This is a genomic window from Virgibacillus sp. JSM 102003 (genome assembly GCF_041949995.1).
Classification (GTDB): Bacteria; Bacillota; Bacilli; order Bacillales; family Amphibacillaceae; genus Lentibacillus.
The window spans coordinates 16,526-35,106 of the sequence record NZ_JBHFQH010000025.1 but is presented as its reverse complement, the minus strand read 5'-3'; the positions used below and the strand labels follow the sequence as shown (position 1 = coordinate 35,106).

33 protein-coding genes are annotated in these 18,581 nt (G+C 40.7%); all 33 read left to right on the top strand.

Going from position 1 to position 18,581, the window contains the following annotated elements; all coding sequences use genetic code 11:
- Window positions 1-1,246: 1,246 nt before the first annotated feature.
- A complete protein-coding gene (gene rpsJ / locus ACE1TG_RS19145; protein WP_375054002.1) occupies window positions 1,247-1,555 on the top strand; it encodes a 30S ribosomal protein S10 in 309 nt (102 codons plus the stop codon).
- Window positions 1,556-1,584: 29 nt separating this feature from the next.
- Window positions 1,585-2,217 carry a 50S ribosomal protein L3 gene (gene rplC / locus ACE1TG_RS19140; protein WP_375054001.1) on the top strand — a complete coding sequence of 211 codons (633 nt, stop codon included), beginning with the start codon at window positions 1,585-1,587 and terminating at the stop codon, window positions 2,215-2,217.
- 26 nt (window positions 2,218-2,243) lie between these two features.
- Window positions 2,244-2,867 carry a 50S ribosomal protein L4 gene (rplD, locus tag ACE1TG_RS19135; RefSeq protein ID WP_375054000.1) on the top strand — a complete coding sequence of 208 codons (624 nt, stop codon included), beginning with the start codon at window positions 2,244-2,246 and terminating at the stop codon, window positions 2,865-2,867.
- Window positions 2,867-3,154 (top strand): 50S ribosomal protein L23, encoded by a 288-nt coding sequence (gene rplW / locus ACE1TG_RS19130; RefSeq protein WP_375053999.1) that lies wholly within the window; start codon window positions 2,867-2,869, stop codon window positions 3,152-3,154. The genes rplD and rplW overlap by 1 nt, the downstream gene beginning before the upstream one ends.
- Window positions 3,155-3,185: 31 nt before the next feature.
- Window positions 3,186-4,016, top strand: a complete 831-nt coding sequence (gene rplB / locus ACE1TG_RS19125; RefSeq protein WP_375053998.1) for a 50S ribosomal protein L2 — start codon at window positions 3,186-3,188, stop codon at window positions 4,014-4,016.
- A 57-nt stretch (window positions 4,017-4,073) separates the two neighbouring features.
- Window positions 4,074-4,352, top strand: coding sequence for a 30S ribosomal protein S19 (gene rpsS, locus ACE1TG_RS19120; RefSeq protein ID WP_375053997.1), 279 nt, complete (start codon window positions 4,074-4,076; stop codon window positions 4,350-4,352).
- Between the two features lie 18 nt (window positions 4,353-4,370).
- Window positions 4,371-4,712, top strand: a complete 342-nt coding sequence (rplV, locus tag ACE1TG_RS19115; RefSeq protein ID WP_092494508.1) for a 50S ribosomal protein L22 — start codon at window positions 4,371-4,373, stop codon at window positions 4,710-4,712.
- 3 nt (window positions 4,713-4,715) lie between these two features.
- Entirely contained in the window at window positions 4,716-5,357 is a 642-nt protein-coding gene (rpsC, locus tag ACE1TG_RS19110; RefSeq protein ID WP_375053996.1) for a 30S ribosomal protein S3, read from the top strand.
- A gap of 18 nt (window positions 5,358-5,375) precedes the next feature.
- Window positions 5,376-5,810 carry a 50S ribosomal protein L16 gene (rplP, locus tag ACE1TG_RS19105; protein ID WP_092494506.1) on the top strand — a complete coding sequence of 145 codons (435 nt, stop codon included), beginning with the start codon at window positions 5,376-5,378 and terminating at the stop codon, window positions 5,808-5,810.
- Window positions 5,800-6,000: a 50S ribosomal protein L29 gene (gene rpmC / locus ACE1TG_RS19100; protein ID WP_375053995.1), complete on the top strand. Its 201-nt coding sequence runs from the start codon at window positions 5,800-5,802 to the stop codon at window positions 5,998-6,000. The genes rplP and rpmC overlap by 11 nt, the downstream gene beginning before the upstream one ends.
- A 23-nt stretch (window positions 6,001-6,023) precedes the next feature.
- Complete coding sequence (gene rpsQ / locus ACE1TG_RS19095; protein WP_209481473.1) at window positions 6,024-6,287, top strand: 30S ribosomal protein S17; 264 nt, start codon at window positions 6,024-6,026, stop codon at window positions 6,285-6,287.
- A 42-nt stretch (window positions 6,288-6,329) separates the two neighbouring features.
- Window positions 6,330-6,698 (top strand): 50S ribosomal protein L14, encoded by a 369-nt coding sequence (gene rplN, locus ACE1TG_RS19090; RefSeq protein ID WP_375053994.1) that lies wholly within the window; start codon window positions 6,330-6,332, stop codon window positions 6,696-6,698.
- Window positions 6,699-6,736: 38 nt separating this feature from the next.
- Entirely contained in the window at window positions 6,737-7,048 is a 312-nt protein-coding gene (rplX, locus tag ACE1TG_RS19085) for a 50S ribosomal protein L24 (protein ID WP_375053993.1), read from the top strand.
- A 27-nt stretch (window positions 7,049-7,075) separates the two neighbouring features.
- Entirely contained in the window at window positions 7,076-7,615 is a 540-nt protein-coding gene (rplE, locus tag ACE1TG_RS19080; protein ID WP_375054005.1) for a 50S ribosomal protein L5, read from the top strand.
- Between the two features lie 29 nt (window positions 7,616-7,644).
- The gene (locus ACE1TG_RS19075; RefSeq protein ID WP_092494501.1) at window positions 7,645-7,830 is read left to right on the top strand and encodes a type Z 30S ribosomal protein S14; all 186 of its coding nucleotides are present in this window, start codon (window positions 7,645-7,647) and stop codon (window positions 7,828-7,830) included.
- A 30-nt stretch (window positions 7,831-7,860) separates the two neighbouring features.
- Window positions 7,861-8,259 carry a 30S ribosomal protein S8 gene (rpsH, locus tag ACE1TG_RS19070; protein WP_375053992.1) on the top strand — a complete coding sequence of 133 codons (399 nt, stop codon included), beginning with the start codon at window positions 7,861-7,863 and terminating at the stop codon, window positions 8,257-8,259.
- 31 nt (window positions 8,260-8,290) lie between these two features.
- On the top strand, window positions 8,291-8,827 hold the full coding sequence (gene rplF / locus ACE1TG_RS19065) for a 50S ribosomal protein L6 (protein WP_375053991.1): 537 nt from the start codon (window positions 8,291-8,293) through the stop codon (window positions 8,825-8,827).
- Between the two features lie 32 nt (window positions 8,828-8,859).
- On the top strand, window positions 8,860-9,222 hold the full coding sequence (gene rplR / locus ACE1TG_RS19060; RefSeq protein WP_375053990.1) for a 50S ribosomal protein L18: 363 nt from the start codon (window positions 8,860-8,862) through the stop codon (window positions 9,220-9,222).
- A 24-nt stretch (window positions 9,223-9,246) separates the two neighbouring features.
- Window positions 9,247-9,750, top strand: a complete 504-nt coding sequence (gene rpsE / locus ACE1TG_RS19055) for a 30S ribosomal protein S5 (RefSeq protein ID WP_375053989.1) — start codon at window positions 9,247-9,249, stop codon at window positions 9,748-9,750.
- A 13-nt stretch (window positions 9,751-9,763) separates the two neighbouring features.
- Window positions 9,764-9,946 carry a 50S ribosomal protein L30 gene (gene rpmD / locus ACE1TG_RS19050; RefSeq protein ID WP_092494496.1) on the top strand — a complete coding sequence of 61 codons (183 nt, stop codon included), beginning with the start codon at window positions 9,764-9,766 and terminating at the stop codon, window positions 9,944-9,946.
- A gap of 31 nt (window positions 9,947-9,977) precedes the next feature.
- Window positions 9,978-10,418, top strand: coding sequence for a 50S ribosomal protein L15 (rplO, locus tag ACE1TG_RS19045; RefSeq protein ID WP_375053988.1), 441 nt, complete (start codon window positions 9,978-9,980; stop codon window positions 10,416-10,418).
- Window positions 10,418-11,710 (top strand): preprotein translocase subunit SecY, encoded by a 1,293-nt coding sequence (secY, locus tag ACE1TG_RS19040; RefSeq protein ID WP_375053987.1) that lies wholly within the window; start codon window positions 10,418-10,420, stop codon window positions 11,708-11,710. The genes rplO and secY overlap by 1 nt, the downstream gene beginning before the upstream one ends.
- 36 nt (window positions 11,711-11,746) lie before the next feature.
- Window positions 11,747-12,391, top strand: a complete 645-nt coding sequence (locus ACE1TG_RS19035) for an adenylate kinase (protein WP_375053986.1) — start codon at window positions 11,747-11,749, stop codon at window positions 12,389-12,391.
- A 183-nt stretch (window positions 12,392-12,574) separates the two neighbouring features.
- The gene (locus ACE1TG_RS19030; protein ID WP_375053985.1) at window positions 12,575-12,910 is read left to right on the top strand and encodes a KOW motif-containing protein; all 336 of its coding nucleotides are present in this window, start codon (window positions 12,575-12,577) and stop codon (window positions 12,908-12,910) included.
- A complete protein-coding gene (gene infA / locus ACE1TG_RS19025; protein WP_156645092.1) occupies window positions 12,888-13,106 on the top strand; it encodes a translation initiation factor IF-1 in 219 nt (72 codons plus the stop codon). Before ACE1TG_RS19030 ends, infA begins: the two co-directional genes overlap by 23 nt.
- A 35-nt stretch (window positions 13,107-13,141) precedes the next feature.
- Window positions 13,142-13,255: a 50S ribosomal protein L36 gene (gene rpmJ, locus ACE1TG_RS19020; RefSeq protein WP_010095733.1), complete on the top strand. Its 114-nt coding sequence runs from the start codon at window positions 13,142-13,144 to the stop codon at window positions 13,253-13,255.
- Window positions 13,256-13,278: 23 nt separating this feature from the next.
- Window positions 13,279-13,644 carry a 30S ribosomal protein S13 gene (rpsM, locus tag ACE1TG_RS19015; protein WP_375053984.1) on the top strand — a complete coding sequence of 122 codons (366 nt, stop codon included), beginning with the start codon at window positions 13,279-13,281 and terminating at the stop codon, window positions 13,642-13,644.
- Between the two features lie 22 nt (window positions 13,645-13,666).
- A complete protein-coding gene (rpsK, locus tag ACE1TG_RS19010; protein WP_092494489.1) occupies window positions 13,667-14,056 on the top strand; it encodes a 30S ribosomal protein S11 in 390 nt (129 codons plus the stop codon).
- Window positions 14,057-14,285: 229 nt separating this feature from the next.
- Window positions 14,286-15,230 carry a DNA-directed RNA polymerase subunit alpha gene (locus tag ACE1TG_RS19005; protein ID WP_375053983.1) on the top strand — a complete coding sequence of 315 codons (945 nt, stop codon included), beginning with the start codon at window positions 14,286-14,288 and terminating at the stop codon, window positions 15,228-15,230.
- Between the two features lie 252 nt (window positions 15,231-15,482).
- A complete protein-coding gene (gene rplQ, locus ACE1TG_RS19000; protein WP_375053982.1) occupies window positions 15,483-15,836 on the top strand; it encodes a 50S ribosomal protein L17 in 354 nt (117 codons plus the stop codon).
- A 242-nt stretch (window positions 15,837-16,078) separates the two neighbouring features.
- Window positions 16,079-16,918: an energy-coupling factor ABC transporter ATP-binding protein gene (locus ACE1TG_RS18995; protein ID WP_375053981.1), complete on the top strand. Its 840-nt coding sequence runs from the start codon at window positions 16,079-16,081 to the stop codon at window positions 16,916-16,918.
- Window positions 16,894-17,763 carry an energy-coupling factor ABC transporter ATP-binding protein gene (locus ACE1TG_RS18990; RefSeq protein WP_375053980.1) on the top strand — a complete coding sequence of 290 codons (870 nt, stop codon included), beginning with the start codon at window positions 16,894-16,896 and terminating at the stop codon, window positions 17,761-17,763. Before ACE1TG_RS18995 ends, ACE1TG_RS18990 begins: the two co-directional genes overlap by 25 nt.
- The gene (locus tag ACE1TG_RS18985; protein WP_375053979.1) at window positions 17,760-18,563 is read left to right on the top strand and encodes an energy-coupling factor transporter transmembrane component T family protein; all 804 of its coding nucleotides are present in this window, start codon (window positions 17,760-17,762) and stop codon (window positions 18,561-18,563) included. Before ACE1TG_RS18990 ends, ACE1TG_RS18985 begins: the two co-directional genes overlap by 4 nt.
- Window positions 18,564-18,581: the final 18 nt, after the last annotated feature.

Below are 18,581 nucleotides of genomic sequence, written 5' to 3'. Positions count from 1 at the left end.
TTGGATTTAGGCGATTTGATCGCTTTCGTTTAAAGGTGTTATTACATCATCAATATAAAAATGTGAATCTAAGGGTGGCATAAATAAGGAGTGAGCAGTCGCTCACCCCAACATTTGACTTAGAACCGTTTTTTGTATAGGAAATTATAAAATTTAGGCACTGTGGATAATTGGGCATCAGAATCAGCGATGTCCAGCTCCGACGTACAGGACGTACTAGTGCCGGTGACGCCAAAGGACGTGGCGTTCTCACCGGCCAGAGCCTAGCACCTAGTGGACTTCCCTCCCCGTGTCTACGATAAGTCAACATCGAATCCGTTACGCTCTTCGTGTATCCTTTATCTCACACGGGAAAAGGAAGACCGCTAACACTGCCGCTTTGCGCGGCAACGTCGACCCACCCGCGATGCGCTGAGCGCAGTCCATACGACGCTGAACAGGCACTTGCGCTTTTGTTCTTTTGGCTCTTTTCAGCAGGTAAGAATCTGGCTGTAGTATGTGCAGGCACCAGCTATCATAAATTAGAATAGCGAATTTGAGGTTTTGCCGACACCGGATCGTGGTCTGGCGGATCCTCATTCCGTTATTTCCTTGAAAATCCACGTTTTTAGCTTGGGTTCGGATCCTCGTTCCGATATTTGTCATTTTCACCTCAAAATTGGCTGATTTTCTGCTATTAGCGGAACGAGGATCCGTCTCACCCGTCCAAGAGCACCTTTTCTGCTATTTAGCGGAATGAGGATTCATTGCGCTCGTTTGTCAGATCCTCATCAATCCGAGTAGCAAACTTCATGCGCTAAAGTAAGCGTAGTGAATTTCCGGAGCGTTATCATGAGGTAGGGGATGCTTGCCGCAACAATTGAACGGAGATACATAGATACAACATTTTATAACGCACAATATGAAATGAGAGGTTAAGGACGAGTACCCAAAACCCAATCAACAGAACTTAATTAGACCATATTGGACTCCGACTTCTGATTTAAGCAAATTTCTACAAAAAAATTTCTCTAACTCCTTGCAATCAGCGGAATAAGTTTGTATAATACATAGATGTGCAATCAAATAGTTATCCATAAAAAAAGGTTGCACTGACCGCGTTTTTTCTTTATAATATTAATGTTGGTCAAAAAAAGGCGATGAAGTGAAAGGTTGTTGACACACCCGGCCCCTTTGCCATGGCGGATGGTCAAGAAATTTTCACGGAGAATGTCTATTATAAAATGGGCGAAAAGGAGGGAAAATAATGGCAAAAGAAAAGATTAGAATTCGATTAAAAGCATATGATCACCGTATTTTAGATCAGTCTTCTGAAAAGATTGTAGATACAGCGAAGCGTTCAGGTGCAAATGTTTCTGGACCGATTCCGTTGCCTACAGAAAGATCTGTTTACACTGTATTGCGTGCCGTGCACAAATACAAAGATGCTCGTGAGCAGTTCGAAATGCGTACTCATAAGCGCTTGATCGACATTGTTAATCCAACACCACAAACAGTTGATTCACTAATGCGTCTTGACTTACCATCTGGTGTGGATATTGAAATTAAATTATAAATAATTGAATTATATAGGAGGTGTAACGGATGACGAAAGGAATCTTAGGTCGTAAAATCGGCATGACTCAGTTATTTTCTGACGAGGGAGAATTAGTCCCGGTAACAGTAGTTCAAGCTGAGCCAAACGTAGTATTACAAAAAAGAACACTTGAAAATGATGGCTATGAAGCACTACAAATCGGTTTTGCAGATGAAAAGGAATCACGTACAAACAAAGCGGAAAAAGGCCATGCTGATAAAGCAAACACAGCCCCTAAGCGCTGCGTTCGTGAATTCCGTACCGCAAATCTTGATGAATATGATGTTGGTCAAGAGATCAGCGTTGATGTTTTTCAAACTGGCGATAAGGTTGATGTTACTGGAACTTCCAAAGGGAAGGGTTTCCAGGGGTCTATCAAACGTCACAATCAACAACGTGGCCCATCATCACATGGTTCTCATTTCCACAGAAGTTCAGGTTCAATGGGAGCAATGTCTGATCCAGCACACGTTTTCAAAGGCAAGAAACTTCCAGGTCAAATGGGTGGTAAACAAATCACTATTGAAAACCTAGATATTGTAAAAGTAGATACAGAACGTAATCTTCTTTTAATCAGAGGTAATATTCCTGGTGCAAAAAAATCATTCGTAAGAATTGCGAGTGCATTAAAGGCTAACTAATCATATACACGAAGGGAGGATATGTCATGCCTAAAGTAGCACTATTAAAACAAGATGGATCTAAAGCCGGAGATTTTGAATTAAATGACTCCGTATTCGGTATCGAGCCGAACACACATGTTTTGAATGAAGCAGTACTAATGCAACGTTCATCACTACGTCAAGGCACACATGCTGTTAAGAACCGTTCACAAGTTCGCGGCGGCGGTGCTAAACCGTGGAGACAAAAAGGGACAGGTCGTGCACGTCAAGGTTCAACTCGTTCACCGCAATGGGTAGGTGGCGGAACCGTATTTGGTCCAACACCACGTAGCTATAGCTACAAATTGCCGAAAAAAGTACGTCGTCTAGCTCTTAAGTCTGCACTTTCTTCAAAAGCAAAGGAAGAGGACTTAATTGTAGTGGAAAACATTGCAATTGATGCTCCAAAAACAAAAGAAGTAGTACAAATGCTAAATGCGCTTAATGCAGATAAAAAAGTATTGATCGTAACAGCTGACAGAGATGAAACAGTAGTTCGCTCTGCAAACAATCTTCAGAAGGTAAATGTACTTACTGTAGAAGAAGTAAATGTACTAGACTTGCTTACGCATGACAAGCTGATCATAACCAAGGATGCAGCTGAAAAAGCAGGGGAGGTGCTTGCATAATGAAAGATCCACGTGATATTATAAAGCGCCCTGTCATTACAGAAGGTTCTGCTGACTTAATGGCAGAAAAGAAATATACGTTTGAAGTAACTCCAAAGGCTAACAAGACAGAGATTAAAGATGCTGTTGAACTAGTATTTGGTGTGAAGGTAGACAAAGTAAACACGATGAATATTAAAGGTAAATTCAAGCGAATGGGCCGTTATGGCGGATACCGTTCAGATCGTAAAAAAGCTATTGTGCAGCTTTCGGAAGATAGTAAAGACCTAGACTTCTTTGAAGGTTAACTACAGAAACTAGTGAAGGAGGGAAAACAAAATGGCTATTAAAAAATTCAGACCAACAACAAACGGCAGACGTTTCATGTCTTCATCTGACTTTGCAGAGGTTACAACGGACACTCCGGAAAAATCTCTATTAAGTTCAATTTACAAGCGTGGAGGTCGTAACAACCAAGGTAAGCTTACAGTTCGTCATAAAGGCGGAGGTCATAAGCGCCAATACCGTATTATCGACTTTAAGCGTGATAAAGATGGAATACCTGGACGCGTTGCTACAGTGGAATATGATCCGAACCGCTCGGCTAATATTGCATTAATTCATTATGCAGACGGAGAAAAGCGTTATATATTAGCGCCAAAAGGAATCAAAGTAGGACAGCAAATTGAATCTGGTGAACAAGCAGATATCAAACTTGGTAATGCTCTTGCGCTTCAAAACATCCCAGTAGGTACTATTATTCATAACATTGAGTTGAAGCCTGGACGTGGCGGACAACTTGTGCGCTCGGCTGGAGCTGAAGCACAGATTCTTGGTCGCGAAGATAAATATACGTTGGTACGCTTGAAATCAGGCGAAGTTCGTTTGGTATTATCTTCTTGTCGTGCAACAATCGGTCAGGTTGGAAATCTTGAGCATGAGCTTGTAACGATAGGTAAAGCTGGTCGTTCCCGCTGGTTAGGCAAGCGCCCGACTGTCCGTGGTTCTGTTATGAACCCTAATGATCACCCACACGGTGGTGGTGAAGGACGTGCGCCAATCGGACGTAAATCACCAATGTCACCTTGGGGTAAACCTACTCTTGGTTACAAGACGCGTCAGCGTAACAAACCTACAGATAAATATATCGTTCGTAAGCGTAAAAAATAAACGGATGAGACGACGGGCGATAAGATCCGTCGTTCAATTACGAAAGGAGGTTTATCCATGGGTCGTAGCTTGAAAAAGGGACCTTTTGCAGATGACCATCTATTGAAAAAGATTGATACGTTAAATGAATCTGACAAGAAACAAGTAGTTAAATCTTGGTCTCGTCGTTCAACAATTTTCCCTACTTTTGTTGGTCATACGATTGCTGTCTATGACGGACGTAAACACGTACCTGTCTATGTAACAGAAGATATGGTCGGACATAAATTAGGTGAATTCGCGCCAAGCCGTACTTATAGAGGTCACGGTGGCGATGATAAGAAAACAAAACGCTAATGAGAGGAGGCGCTCCACATGCAAGCTAAAGCCGTTGCGAAATCTGTTCGTATTGCTCCTCGTAAAGTTCGTTTAGTCGTAGATTTGATTCGAGGAAAAGAAGTTGGTGAAGCAGTAGGAATACTACGCCATACACAACGTGGTGCTTCTCCAGTTGTAGAAAAAGTACTAAATTCTGCAATTGCGAATGCGGAACACAACTATGAAATGGAAGCAGATAATCTGGTAGTTTCTGAAGTATTTGTAAATGAAGGTGCTACATTGAAACGTTTTCGTCCACGTGCACAAGGACGTGCAAGTAAAATCAACAAACGCACAAGCCATATTACAGTGGTTGTAACTGAAAAGAAGGAGGGATAGTCAGTGGGTCAAAAAGTAAATCCAAAAGGTCTTCGCGTCGGTATCATTCGTGACTGGGAGTCAAAGTGGTATGCAGGCAAAGACTATGCAGACTTACTACATGAAGATATTAAGATTAGAGAATATCTTGAAAATCGCTTACGCATTGCTGCTGTTTCTTCTATCGACATCGAACGTGCAGCAAACCGTGTAAACATTACCATTCACACTGGTAAGCCAGGAATGGTTATTGGTAAGGGCGGTTCCGAAGTAGAAGCTCTACGTAAATCATTAAACAGTCTGACTGGCAAACGTGTTCACATCAACATCGTTGAAATCAAGAAAGTTGATTTAAACGCTACACTCGTTGCTGATAACATTGCTCGTCAATTAGAAAATCGTATTTCATTCCGTCGTGCACAGAAGCAAACTATCCAACGTGCAATGCGCGGAGGAGCAAAAGGAATTAAAACACAAGTATCCGGACGTCTAGGCGGCGCAGACATCGCTCGTGCGGAACATTATAGCGAAGGAACAGTACCACTACACACATTACGTGCTGATATTGACTATGGCACAGCAGAAGCTGACACAACTTATGGCAAGTTGGGCGTAAAAGTGTGGATCTATCGTGGAGAAGTCCTTCCAACTAAAACTAATAAGTAAGGAAGGGGGAAATGCATTATGTTAATGCCTAAACGTGTAAAATATCGTAAGCAACATCGTGGTAAAATGAATGGCCGTGCTAAAGGTGGAACTACAGTGGCTTTTGGTGAATATGGCCTGCAAGCACTTGAGGCTTCTTGGATTACAAGTCGTCAAATCGAGGCTGCTCGTATTGCAATGACTCGTTACATGAAACGTGGCGGTAAAGTTTGGATTAAAATCTTTCCTGACAAACCATATACTGCAAAACCCCTAGAGGTCCGTATGGGTTCCGGTAAAGGTGCTCCAGAAGGATGGGTTGCAGTAGTTAAACCAGGAAAAATTATGTTTGAAATCGCTGGTGTACCAGAAGAAGTTGCACGTGAAGCGTTGCGTCTTGCTTCTCACAAACTGCCGATTCGAACTAAATTTGTAAAACGTGAAGAAATTGGTGGTGAAATCAATGAAGGCTAATGAAATTAGAGAACTAACCACTGCCGAAATTGAACAAAAAGTTAAATCGTTAAAAGAAGAACTATTTAATTTACGCTTTCAGCTAGCAACAGGCCAATTGGAAAATACCGCACGTCTTCGTGAGGTAAGAAAGTCTATTGCTCGTATGAAAACAGTTGTACGTCAACGTGAAGTAAGCGTGAATAACTGAAACAAGAGAGGAGGATAACCTCAATGACTGAGCGTAATGATCGTAAAGTATATACAGGCCGTGTCGTTTCAGACAAAATGGATAAAACAATTACTGTTTTAGTTGAAACCTACAAGTTTCATTCACTATACGGTAAGCGTGTAAAGTACTCTAAAAAATTCAAAACACATGATGAAAATAACCAAGCTAAAAATGGTGATGTTGTTCAAATCATGGAAACTCGTCCGCTATCAGCAACTAAACGTTTCCGTCTAGTTGAAATCGTTGAAGAAGCGGTAATAATATAATAAAGTTCGCTCGGAAGGTATCCGAAGGGAGGTCACAGCGATATGATTCAACAAGAAACTCGTTTAAAAGTTGCAGATAACTCTGGTGCTCGTGAAGTATTAACCATTAAAGTATTGGGTGGTTCTGGACGTAAAACAGCTAACATTGGTGATGTAATTGTTTGTTCTGTAAAACACGCAACACCAGGTGGCGTTGTTAAAAAAGGTGAAGTTGTAAGAGCCGTTATCGTACGTTCAAAAACAGGAATGCGCCGTAAAGATGGATCATATATTCGTTTTGATGAAAATGCTGCCGTAATTATCCGTGATGATAAAGGTCCACGAGGTACTCGTATCTTCGGACCAGTTGCACGTGAATTACGTGATGCAAAATTCATGAAAATCGTATCTCTAGCTCCAGAAGTTCTATAAAGAGTAATGAAAAGCCTTGTCAAGGAGGTGCGTAAAGCATGCATGTAAAAAAAGGTGATAAAGTCAAAGTAATTTCCGGTAAAGACCGCGATAAACAAGGGACTATTTTAGAAGCATATCCTAAAAAAGAACGTGTCTTAGTAGAAGGAATCAATATGATCAAAAAGCACGCAAAGCCTTCTCAAGACAATCCACAAGGTGGAATTCTTAACCAGGAAGCACCAATTCATGTTTCTAACGTTATGCCATTAGATCCAAAATCCGGTGAACCAACTCGTGTTGGATATGAAGATCGTGGCGGGAAAAAAGTCCGCATCGCTAAAAAATCCGGTGAAGCATTGGATAAATAGTTTGTGCTGTGAAAGGAGGGCGACATGATGAATGAACTTAAACAAAAGTATCAAGACGACGTACTGCCGTCATTAATGAATAAATTTAATTATGATTCTGTAATGCAGGCACCAGCTATTGAAAAGATTGTTGTAAACATGGGTGTTGGTGATGCAGTTCAGAATTCAAAAGCATTGGATAATGCAGTAGAAGAACTTGGACTAATTTCTGGGCAAAAACCGATAGTGACTCGTGCTAAAAAGTCAATTGCCGGATTTCGTTTACGTGAGGGAATGCCAATTGGAGCAAAGGTGACGCTTCGCGGCGAACGTATGCATGAATTTCTGCAAAAGCTTATTGCAGTATCACTTCCACGTGTTCGTGATTTCCGTGGTATTTCAAAGAAAGCATTTGATGGTCGTGGTAACTATACATTAGGTGTTAAAGAACAGCTAATTTTCCCAGAAATCAACTATGATAAAGTAAGTAAAGTTCGTGGTATGGATATTGTTATTGTAACAACTGCCAATACTGATGAAGAAGCACGTGAACTTTTAGCTCAGCTAGGCATGCCTTTCCAAAAGTAAGCTAGGAGCTAATACAAGGAGGGAAAATTGTGGCTAAAAAATCAATGATTGCGAAACAAAAACGCCCACAAAAGTACAAAGTACGTGAATATACACGTTGTGAACGGTGTGGACGCCCACACTCTGTAATTCGTAAATTTAAACTTTGCCGTATTTGTTTCCGCGAACTTGCCTATAAAGGTCAAATTCCTGGTGTCAAAAAAGCAAGCTGGTAAACCCCGATTCGGGAAGGAGGTAATGTAGTAATGGTTATGACAGATCCAATCGCAGATATGCTAACTCGTATTCGTAATGCAAACATGGTGCGCCATGAAAAGTTAGAGCTTCCGGCTTCAAAAATCAAGAAAGAAATCGCTGATATCCTTAAACGTGAAGGTTTTGTACGTGATTATGAATTTGTTGAAGACAATAAGCAAGGCGTTCTGCGTATTTTCCTTAAGTACGGTGCAAGCAACGAACGAGTAATTACAGGCATCAAACGTATTAGTAAGCCAGGTTTGCGTGTCTATGCAAAAGCTGACGAAGTACCTCGTGTACTAAATGGCTTGGGTATTGCTGTTGTATCAACATCAAATGGAGTGCTTTCTGATAAAGAAGCACGCACACAAGCTGTTGGTGGCGAAGTATTAGCGTACGTTTGGTAATTTATACTTTTAAAGACAGGAGGTGCATGGGATGTCTCGTATAGGACTTAAGCCAGTGGAAATTCCAGAAGGTGTTGAAGTAAACATTAATGGAAACACTGCTACAGTAAAAGGCCCTAAAGGTGAATTAACAAGAGATTTTCATCAGGATATGAAAGTCGTTATAGAAGATAATGTTTTAACTGTTGAACGTCCAAGTGATCATAAAGAACACCGAGCTCTGCATGGTACGACTCGCAGTTTGATTGGTAATATGATTGAGGGAGTTCATAAAGGTTTTGAAAAGAATCTTGAAATCAGTGGTGTTGGTTACCGTGCTTTAAAACAAGGCGATAAAGTCGTTATTAACGCAGGTTATTCACACCCGGTCGAACTTGATCCAATTGAAGGTATCGAGATTGATGTTCCTAAAAACACACAAATTATCGTAAAAGGTATTAATAAAGAATTGGTTGGAGAGGTTGCAGCAAACATTAGAGCAATCAGACCGCCAGAACCTTATAAAGGTAAAGGTATTCGCTATGAAGGTGAATATGTACGACAAAAAGAAGGTAAAACTGCTAAGTAAGGTTAGTTAGGGAGCAGAAAGGAGTGACCTAGATGATCACAAAGCCTGACAAAAACGCTGTACGCAAGAGAAGACATGCGCGCGTTCGTAAATCCGTTGTTGGAACGACTGAACAGCCTCGTCTGAATGTGTACCGTTCAAATAAACACATCTACGCACAATTAATTGATGATAGCGAAGGAGTTACTGTTGCAAGTGCTTCTACGAAAGATAACGAATTGAAGATTGAATCAACAGGTAATGTAGATGCAGCTAAGCAAATCGGAGAATTGGTTGCAAAACGTGCCCAGGATAAAGGTTTCAAATCGGTTGTGTTTGATCGCGGAGGCTACCTTTATCATGGACGTGTAAAAGCATTAGCTGATGCTGCCCGCGAGGCAGGTCTTGAATTTTAATCGATAGATAAAGGAGGGACATAGATGCATACTAGCATTGATCCGAACAAATTAGATCTTGAAGAACGCGTTGTTACAATCAACCGTGTAGCAAAAGTTGTTAAAGGTGGACGTCGCTTCCGCTTTGCTGCATTGGTTGTAGTTGGAGATAAAAATGGCCATGTAGGTTTTGGTACAGGTAAAGCACAAGAGGTACCAGAAGCAATTAAGAAGGCTGTTGATGATGCAAAGAAAAATCTAATCACAGTACCAATCGTTGGAACAACTATTCCACATGAAATTAATGGAAGATTTGGTTCAGGTAACGTATTGATGAAGCCTGCAACTGAAGGTACTGGAGTTATTTCCGGGGGACCTGTTCGTGCTATACTAGAACTTGCAGGTGTCGGCGATATATTAACAAAATCACTTGGTTCAAATACACCAATCAACATGATTCGTGCAACACTAAGTGGACTATCAAACTTAAAACGTGCAGAAGACGTAGCAAAACTACGCGGAAAGTCTGTAGAAGAACTGTTAGGATAAGGAGGGAAATACTATGTCTAAAAAATTAGAAATCACCCTCACGCGAAGTGTTATTGGTCGGACAGAAGTACAACGTCAAACTGTTCAAACACTAGGTCTGAAAAAAATTCATCAATCCGTAGTTCGTGAAGATACTCCAGCTGTACGCGGCATGGTCAACAAAGTATCTCATCTCATAGCGGTTAAAGAAGTTTAATTAAACATTAGCGTAAAGAGGAGGTGCTCGAATGAAACTTCATGAATTGAAGGCATCAGAAGGAACTCGTAAAAAGCGTAATCGTGTAGGTCGTGGGATGTCATCTGGTAACGGAAAAACTTCCGGCAGAGGACATAAAGGACAAAAAGCACGTTCAGGTGGAAACACTCGTCCGGGCTTTGAAGGTGGCCAATTGCCATTATTCCAACGTTTGCCTAAACGAGGATTTACAAATATCCACCGCAAAGAATTTGCGATTGTAAACTTAGATGCATTAAATAAATTTGAAGAAGGCACAGAAATTACACCTGAGCTATTACTTGAAGAAGGTGCCGTTAGCAATCTTAAAGCTGGTATCAAGGTACTAGGTAAGGGTGCTGTTGAAAAGAAACTTACAGTAAAAGCTCATAAGTTTTCTGCTTCAGCGAAGGACGCTATCGAAGCAGCGGGCGGTAAAACAGAGGTGATTTAATGTTCCGTACGATTTCCAATTTAATGCGAGTAGGTGACATTAGACGGAAGATCATATTTACACTATTAATGTTAGTTGTTTTCCGTCTTGGTACATTTATTCCAGTGCCATATACAGATAAAGAAGCTATCGATTTTATGAATTCACAAAACGTATTCGGCTTTTTAAACACATTTGGTGGTGGGGCATTACAAAACTTCTCTATTTTTGCGATGGGGATTATGCCTTACATTACTGCAGCGATTATTATGCAATTACTGCAAATGGATGTTGTACCAAAGTTCACTGAATGGAAAAAGCAAGGAGAAATGGGCCGCAAGAAGTTAGCACAAATTACTCGTTACGGCACAGTTGCACTTGCGTTTGTCCAGGCGATCGCGATGTCAATTGGTTTTAATGCAATGGCTGGTGGATTATTAATAGCTGACCCGAGCGTATTAAAATTTATTATCATTGCTCTCGTACTAACAAGTGGAACAACATTCTTGATGTGGCTGGGTGAACAGATCACAGCAAATGGTGTTGGAAACGGAATCTCTATTTTAATTTTTGCTGGTATCGTAGCAGCGGTTCCAAATGGAGTAAATCAATTATATAGCCAGTATTTTGTAGATCCTGGTGATGAGTTATTTATTAACATTGTAATTGTTGCATTAATTGCATTGGTGGTAGTAGCGGTAGTTGTTGGTGTTATCTTTATCCAGCAAGCTCTGCGTAAAATTCCAATTCAATATGCTAAAAAACTTGTAAATCGTTCTCCAGTGGGTGGACACTCAACACATTTACCGTTAAAAGTAAATGCTGCCGGAGTTATCCCGGTAATTTTTGCAATAGCATTTATTATCGCACCAAGAACGGTTGCAGGGTTATTTGAAGGTAATGAGTTTGCTGCAACAATTGAATCGATATTTGATTATACCCAGCCAATTGGCATGGTCATTTATGTAGCATTAATCATTGCGTTCACCTATTTTTATACGTTTGTTCAAGTAAATCCAGAACAAATGGCAGAGAACTTGCAAAAACAAGGTGGATATATACCGGGTATTCGTCCTGGTAAAAATACAGAAACGTATCTTACACGCGTTATGTATCGTTTAACATTTGTAGGGTCTATCTTCCTAGCAGCTGTTTCTGTGCTTCCTATCCTCTTAGGTGGTCTTGCAGATCTGCCGCAAGCAGTACAAATCGGTGGCACAAGCTTACTTATCGTGGTAGGTGTTGCACTGCAAACCATGAAACAATTGGAAAGCCAGTTAGTAAAGCGACACTACAAAGGTTTTATTAAGTAAAACAGATTGCTGCCAATGAGAGCGAGGGGAAAATTGTTGAATTTAATCTTGATGGGTCTGCCTGGTGCAGGTAAAGGCACACAGGCAGAAAAAATAAACGAAAAATATCACATCCCTCATATTTCAACAGGAGATATGTTCCGATTAGCAATTAAAGAAGGAACAGACCTTGGTAAGAAGGCTAAAGAATTTATGGACCAAGGTGAACTTGTTCCGGATGAAGTAACAATAGGAATTGTAAAAGAACGTTTAGGAAAAGATGATTGTAAAAATGGTTTTTTATTGGATGGATTTCCAAGAACTATTGCACAAGCTGAAGCATTGCAATCTCTTTTAACCGACTTGAAGGAATCAATTGACTATGTCCTGCATGTAGATGTACCGGAAGAAAAATTAGTGGAGCGTCTAACGGGTCGTAGAATTTGTCCGAATTGTGGAGCAACCTATCATGTCATGTATAATCCTCCTAAACAGGCAGGGATATGTGATAATGATGGCTCTGAACTGATACAACGTGAGGATGACCAAGCAGAAACGGTGAAAAAGCGTTTGGAAGTCAATATGAAACAAACCCAACCGTTATTGGATTTTTATCAAGAAAAAGGATATCTTGTAAGTGTTGACGGTAATCAAGAAATTGATCAAGTCTTCCGGGATATTCAGGCGAAAATAGAAAAGTAAGCATTTTTGGCTGTATTACCAGCACAGGATAGATGCAATTCTTTTTTGTTAAAGTTATAATGGAAGTCGTATATTATGCGGCAGCACGCATATTACTTGATATAACAGTGACACAGAATAGCAACTGGTAGTGTGCCTGTGATGGCAGGATTAAAATAAAAGCCTAAGTGAAGGTGATCGTTGTTGAGCGAAGCTGATTCGATTCCGCGGATAGGTCAAGTTGTTCGTATAAAGCAAGGGCGAGAAGCGGGACAATATGCGATAATACTAAAAATATTAGATGACCGATTTGTCTTGCTTGCAGATGGGGAAAAACGAAAATATGATCGGCCAAAGAAAAAGAATATACATCATATTGAAGTTATGGATTATATTTCTCCGGAAGTCCAAAACAGCCTTCTAGAAACTGGTCGTGTCACAAATGGTAAATTACGATTTGCCATAGATAAATTTGTCAATGAAATTGTGACTGATTTAATGAAGGGAGATCAACACGATGGCGAAAGACGATGTAATTGAAGTGGAAGGTACCGTAACTGAAACATTGCCGAATGCGCAGTTTAATGTCGAACTTGAAAATGGCCATACGGTTTTAGCTCATGTATCTGGTAAAATCCGTATGCATTTCATCCGCATTTTACCTGGTGATAAAGTGACGGTAGAACTTTCCCCGTATGATTTAACAAGAGGACGAATTACGTACCGTTATAAATAGACGAGTGAGCTCCGATATAAAAGGAGGTAAAGATGATGAAAGTAAGAGCATCTGTAAAGCCAATATGTGAAAAATGCAAAGTTATTAAGCGTAAAGGCAAAGTAATGGTGATTTGTGAAAACCCTAAACACAAGCAAAAGCAAGGCTAATAAACAAGGAGGTGCATTGAGCTATGGCACGTATTGCAGGTATAGATATTCCGCGTGATAAACGTGTAGTTATTTCATTAACCTATATTTATGGTGTTGGAAAAACTACTGCACAGGAAATCCTTAAAGAAGCAGGCGTTTCAGAAAGTACTCGTGTACGCGATTTGACAGAAGATGAATTAGGCAATATCCGTAAAGCTATTAACGACTTTACAGTTGAAGGTGATCTTCGTCGTGAAGTATCCCTAAACATTAAACGTCTAATTGAAATCGGTTCTTATCGAGGAATCAGACACCGTCGTGGGTTGCCAGTGCGTGGTCAAAAAACGAAAAACAATTCACGTACTCGTAAAGGTCCGCGTCGTACAATGGCAAACAAGAAAAAGTAACGTAAAGGAGGTAAGCTAATCAATGGCTCGTAAAACAAATACGCGTAAGCGTCGTGTGAAAAAGAATATTGATACGGGTGTTGCACACATTCGTTCTACATTTAACAACACAATTGTTACGATTACGGATGTTCAAGGGAATTCTATTGGCTGGAGCTCTTCCGGTGCACTAGGATTTAAGGGCTCTCGTAAGTCTACACCTTTTGCTGCACAAATGGCCGCTGAAACAGCAGCAAAAACTGCAGTTGATAACGGTATGAAAACATTAGAAGTAACTGTTAAAGGCCCTGGTGCTGGACGTGAAGCAGCAATTCGTTCACTACAGGCAGCAGGATTGGAAGTTACGGCTATCCGTGACGTAACCCCAGTACCTCATAATGGTTGCCGCCCGCCAAAACGTCGTCGTGTATAATTGTACTGTATAGAATTTGTCACCCTGTCTATAATGGGTTATGATAGCTAAAAGTATAAAGCATAAGGGAAATTCCCTTTTTGAACAGACTTTACTATACAACACGACTGGGAAAAAGAGTACGAATGAAATTAATAGCGCAGAAACGCCAACTGCCTATTTGAGGAATTTCGGTTAGACACGATAAGTCTAACCGGGGTTTCGACGTTTTAAAGGAGGGTTTTATTGAATGATCGAAATTGAAAAACCAATAATAGAAACGGTAGAAATCAGCGATGATGCTAAGTTTGGAAAGTTCGTCGTCGAACCGCTTGAACGTGGATATGGTGCCACTCTAGGAAACTCCTTGCGTCGTATCCTATTATCCTCACTTCCGGGTGCTGCTGTTACATCAGTTCAAATGGATGGAGCACATCACGAGTTTTCAACAATCGAAGGGGTTGCTGAAGACGTAACAACAATTATTTTGAACTTGAAAAAGCTTGCTCTAAAGATTTACTCTGAAGAAGAGAAAACCTTAGAGATTGATGTGCAGGGAGAAGGAAAAGTTACGGCTGCAGATCTGACATATGATAGTGATGTAGAGGTATTAAATCCTGATCTACCAATTGCTACAATTAACAGCAAAGGTAAATTGCATATGAAGATTACGGCAGAACGCGGCCGCGGCTATCGTCCAGCCGATGCAAACAATCATGATGAGCGACCAATCGGAGTAATTCCGGTTGATTCAATCTTTACACCAGTATCACGTGTGACATATCAAGTCGAAAATACCCGTGTGGGGCAAGTTGCAAACTACGATAAATTAACAATGGATGTATCTACAGATGGAAGCATTCGCCCTGAAGAAGCAGTTTCTTTAGGTGCAAAAGTCTTTACAGAGCATCTGAATATTTTTGTAGGTTTGACAGATGAAGCACAAAACGCAGAAATCATGGTTGAAAAAGAAGAAGATCAAAAAGAAAAAGTTATGGAAATGACAATTGAAGAACTCGATTTATCTGTCAGATCCTATAATTGCTTAAAACGTGCTGGAATTAATACAGTTCAAGAGCTTTCAAATAAATCTGAAGAAGATATGATGAAGGTGCGTAACTTGGGTCGCAAATCACTAGAAGAAGTAAAAGTAAAACTAGAAGATTTAGGCTTAGGCTTACGTGACGACGACTGATCGATACAGACACCTTTAGAATAGAACAAAAGCGGAAGTGCCTGTTCAACGGCGTATGAACTGGACTGACCTGTTCAAGATAAAGGAAATCCAAAAGTGGTTTTCTTTTGTGATTGACTTATTGAAGTACAGGGAAGGAAGTTCACTAGACGTTAGGCGCTGGAGCTGGACGTGGCCCTGCGCAGATGTTCAATAATCAAGGTTACTAGAAGAGGTTAATATCTATGTAACAGTATAAGGGAGGGATAGTCCATGGCTAGAAAATTAGGTCGTACAACAGACGCTCGTATGGCACTACTTCGCAACCTTGCATCTGATTTGATTATTCACGAACGGGTTGAAACAACAGAAGCAAAAGCGAAAGAGTTAAAATCAGCGGTAGAGAAAATGATTACACTTGGGAAACGCGGCGATCTTCACGCACGTCGTCAAGCAGCAGCTTTCTTATATAATCAAGAAGCGAACGAAAACGAAAGTGTTATGCAAAAACTCTTCGATGACGTCGCTGCACGCTACGAAGACAGACAAGGCGGATATACACGCGTTCTTAAGCTGGGAGCTCGTCAAGGTGACGGAGCAAAAATGGCAATCATTGAACTAGTTTAATGAATACGTGCGCTTAAGGGGCAGGACTGAATCTCTTCCATGAGGTGAATCCAAGCCCTTTTTTTGTATGCTGAATAAGCAGAAGACTGTATACAGTTGGCCACGTGGAGATGGCTACAGTACGAAGGGACCATCTACAGAAGAGCGGGAATATCTACAGAACTGCCCAAAACATCCACCGGAAAATCCGAATATAACCTACGCCCTACCCAGCATGGAACAGAGCAGGAGGAACTATCGCTATGAGAACAAAGCTAATAGAATTTAGAAATGTGTCATTCAGGTACACGGAAGACCTGCCTTGGGTGTTGCGAAACTGCACGTTTGAAATCTATGAAAACGAGGAAGTTGCGATTATAGGTCATAATGGTTCTGGTAAATCAACTATCGCTAAGTTAATGAATGGCTTACTTTTTCCGCAAGAGGGTACAATCTTTATTAACGGGAAACAAGTAACCGAAGATTCTATTTGGGAAATTCGGAAAGATGTTGGCATGGTTTTTCAAAATCCTGACAACCAATTTGTTGGAACAACTGTACAGGATGATGTTGCATTTGGTATGGAAAATCGCGGGATACCACGTCCTGAAATGGTTAAACGAATTAATGAGACGCTATCAGCAGTAGGTATGCTGGATTATCTTATGACTGAACCCCATAAACTTTCGGGAGGACAAAAGCAGCGAGTGGCAATCGCAAGTGTCTTAGCAATTTCCCCGCAGGTTCTCATATTGGATGAGGCTACAGCCATGCTGGATCCAAAAGGCCGAACAGAAATTATGGACACAATTTCAAGTGTTCAGGAGAAACACCAACTTTCATTGATCACGATTACGCATGATCTGCAGGAAGTAGTTAGAGCTGAGCGTGTAATTGTGATGAATGAAGGTGAAATATGGGATGAAGCATCACCGCGTGAAGTCTTTGCCCAAAAAGATGAATTGCGGAAAATTGGTTTAGATGTTCCATTCATTGCTATTTTGTCAGATGCTTTAGTAAAATCTGGAGTATCGATTACAAATGAACCTTTAAATCAGGTAGAACTGCTGGAGGACCTATGGACATCACATTCAAAGACGTAAACTATGTTTACCAACCAAATACACCATTTGCACATCAAGCTATTGAAGACCTTTCTTTTACTATTCCATCAGGTTCATTTGTAGCAATAATTGGACACACAGGCTCTGGTAAGTCGACACTTATTCAGCATCTCAATGGTTTGGTTCGACCTAGTTCTGGTGAAGTTACGATCGGTGATTTTCATTTAACAAATGATGCCAAAGTCAAAAATATGAAAGAACTACGCAGTCGTGTTGGTGTAGTTTTTCAATATCCGGAGCACCAATTATTTGAAGAAACCGTTGAAAAAGATATAGCATTTGGCCCAGAGAACTTTGATGTTGCAAAGGGTGAAATTCAAAAAAGGATTCGGGAGATAACACCTGAAGTAGGAATATCGGAAGAGTTATTAAAACGCTCCCCATTTGAATTGAGTGGCGGGCAGATGCGCAGAGTAGCTATTGCAGGGGTTCTTGCGATAAGGCCTGAGGTTCTTGTGTTGGATGAGCCGACTGCAGGACTTGATCCGCGTGGCCAAAAAGAAATGATGAATATGTTCAATGAAATGCATAAGCGGCAAGGACTCACGACCATTCTTGTAACCCATAGTATGGAAGATGCCCTTACATATGCCGATCATGTAATAATTTTAAACGATGGCACTAAATATATGGAGGGGAAGCCGGAAGAAGTGTTCACTCAGAAAGAAGCACTTCAAAAGGTTCAACTCGAAGTACCAGATATAATTCAATTTTTAAATGCCTTCGAGGAAAAATTCGGGAAAAGTATCCCGTACAGACGGCAATCAATTGAAGAAATCGCACGTGAGATTCAGCAAGTTATAAAAGGAGCTGGATCATCATGAGCAATTCACTGATCATTGGGCAATATGTCCCCGGTCAATCTATCATTCATCGGTTGGATCCGCGAACAAAAATTATCATTATTTTCTTTTTTGTGTTTATCGTATTTTTTGCAAACTCTGTTTTAAGCTACGGTATCTTAACCGCCTTTGCGCTAGCAAGTATGTTTACGACACGAATTCCAATGTACTATATTATCAAAGGATTAACACCAGTGTGGTTCCTAATCGTATTTACGTTCTTATTGCACCTGATCGTTACAAAAGAAGGGTCAGTACTCATTGAATTTTTAGGTTTTAAAATTTACTCAGGTGCACTTATTCAAGGATTCGCTATTTCGATGCGGTTTTTCCTGCTTATTCTGGTAACATCACTCCTGACCTTAACAACAACACCGATTGAAATCACAGATGCGATTGAGAATTTACTACATCCGTTGAAAAAAATAAAATTCCCTGTCCATGAGCTTGCACTCATGATGTCTATTTCCTTACGATTTATTCCGACGCTTATGCAGGAAACAGAAAAAATCTCAAGGGCACAAGCATCACGAGGTGTGGATTTTCGGACTGGTCCGCTAAAAGAACGTGTGAAGGCAGTTGTTCCCTTACTGGTTCCACTTTTCGTCAGTGCATTCAAGCGTGCTGAAGACCTTGCAATGGCTATGGAGGCACGTGGCTATCATGGAGGGGAAGGCCGAACAAAACTAAGGGAGTTAAAAATCGAAAAACGTGATATATTTATTTATATTTTGTTTGTCGTCGTAGTTGCCGGTCTGCTTTTTGCAAGAAACTGGAGTTAGTCAGCAAGAAGGGTTGGA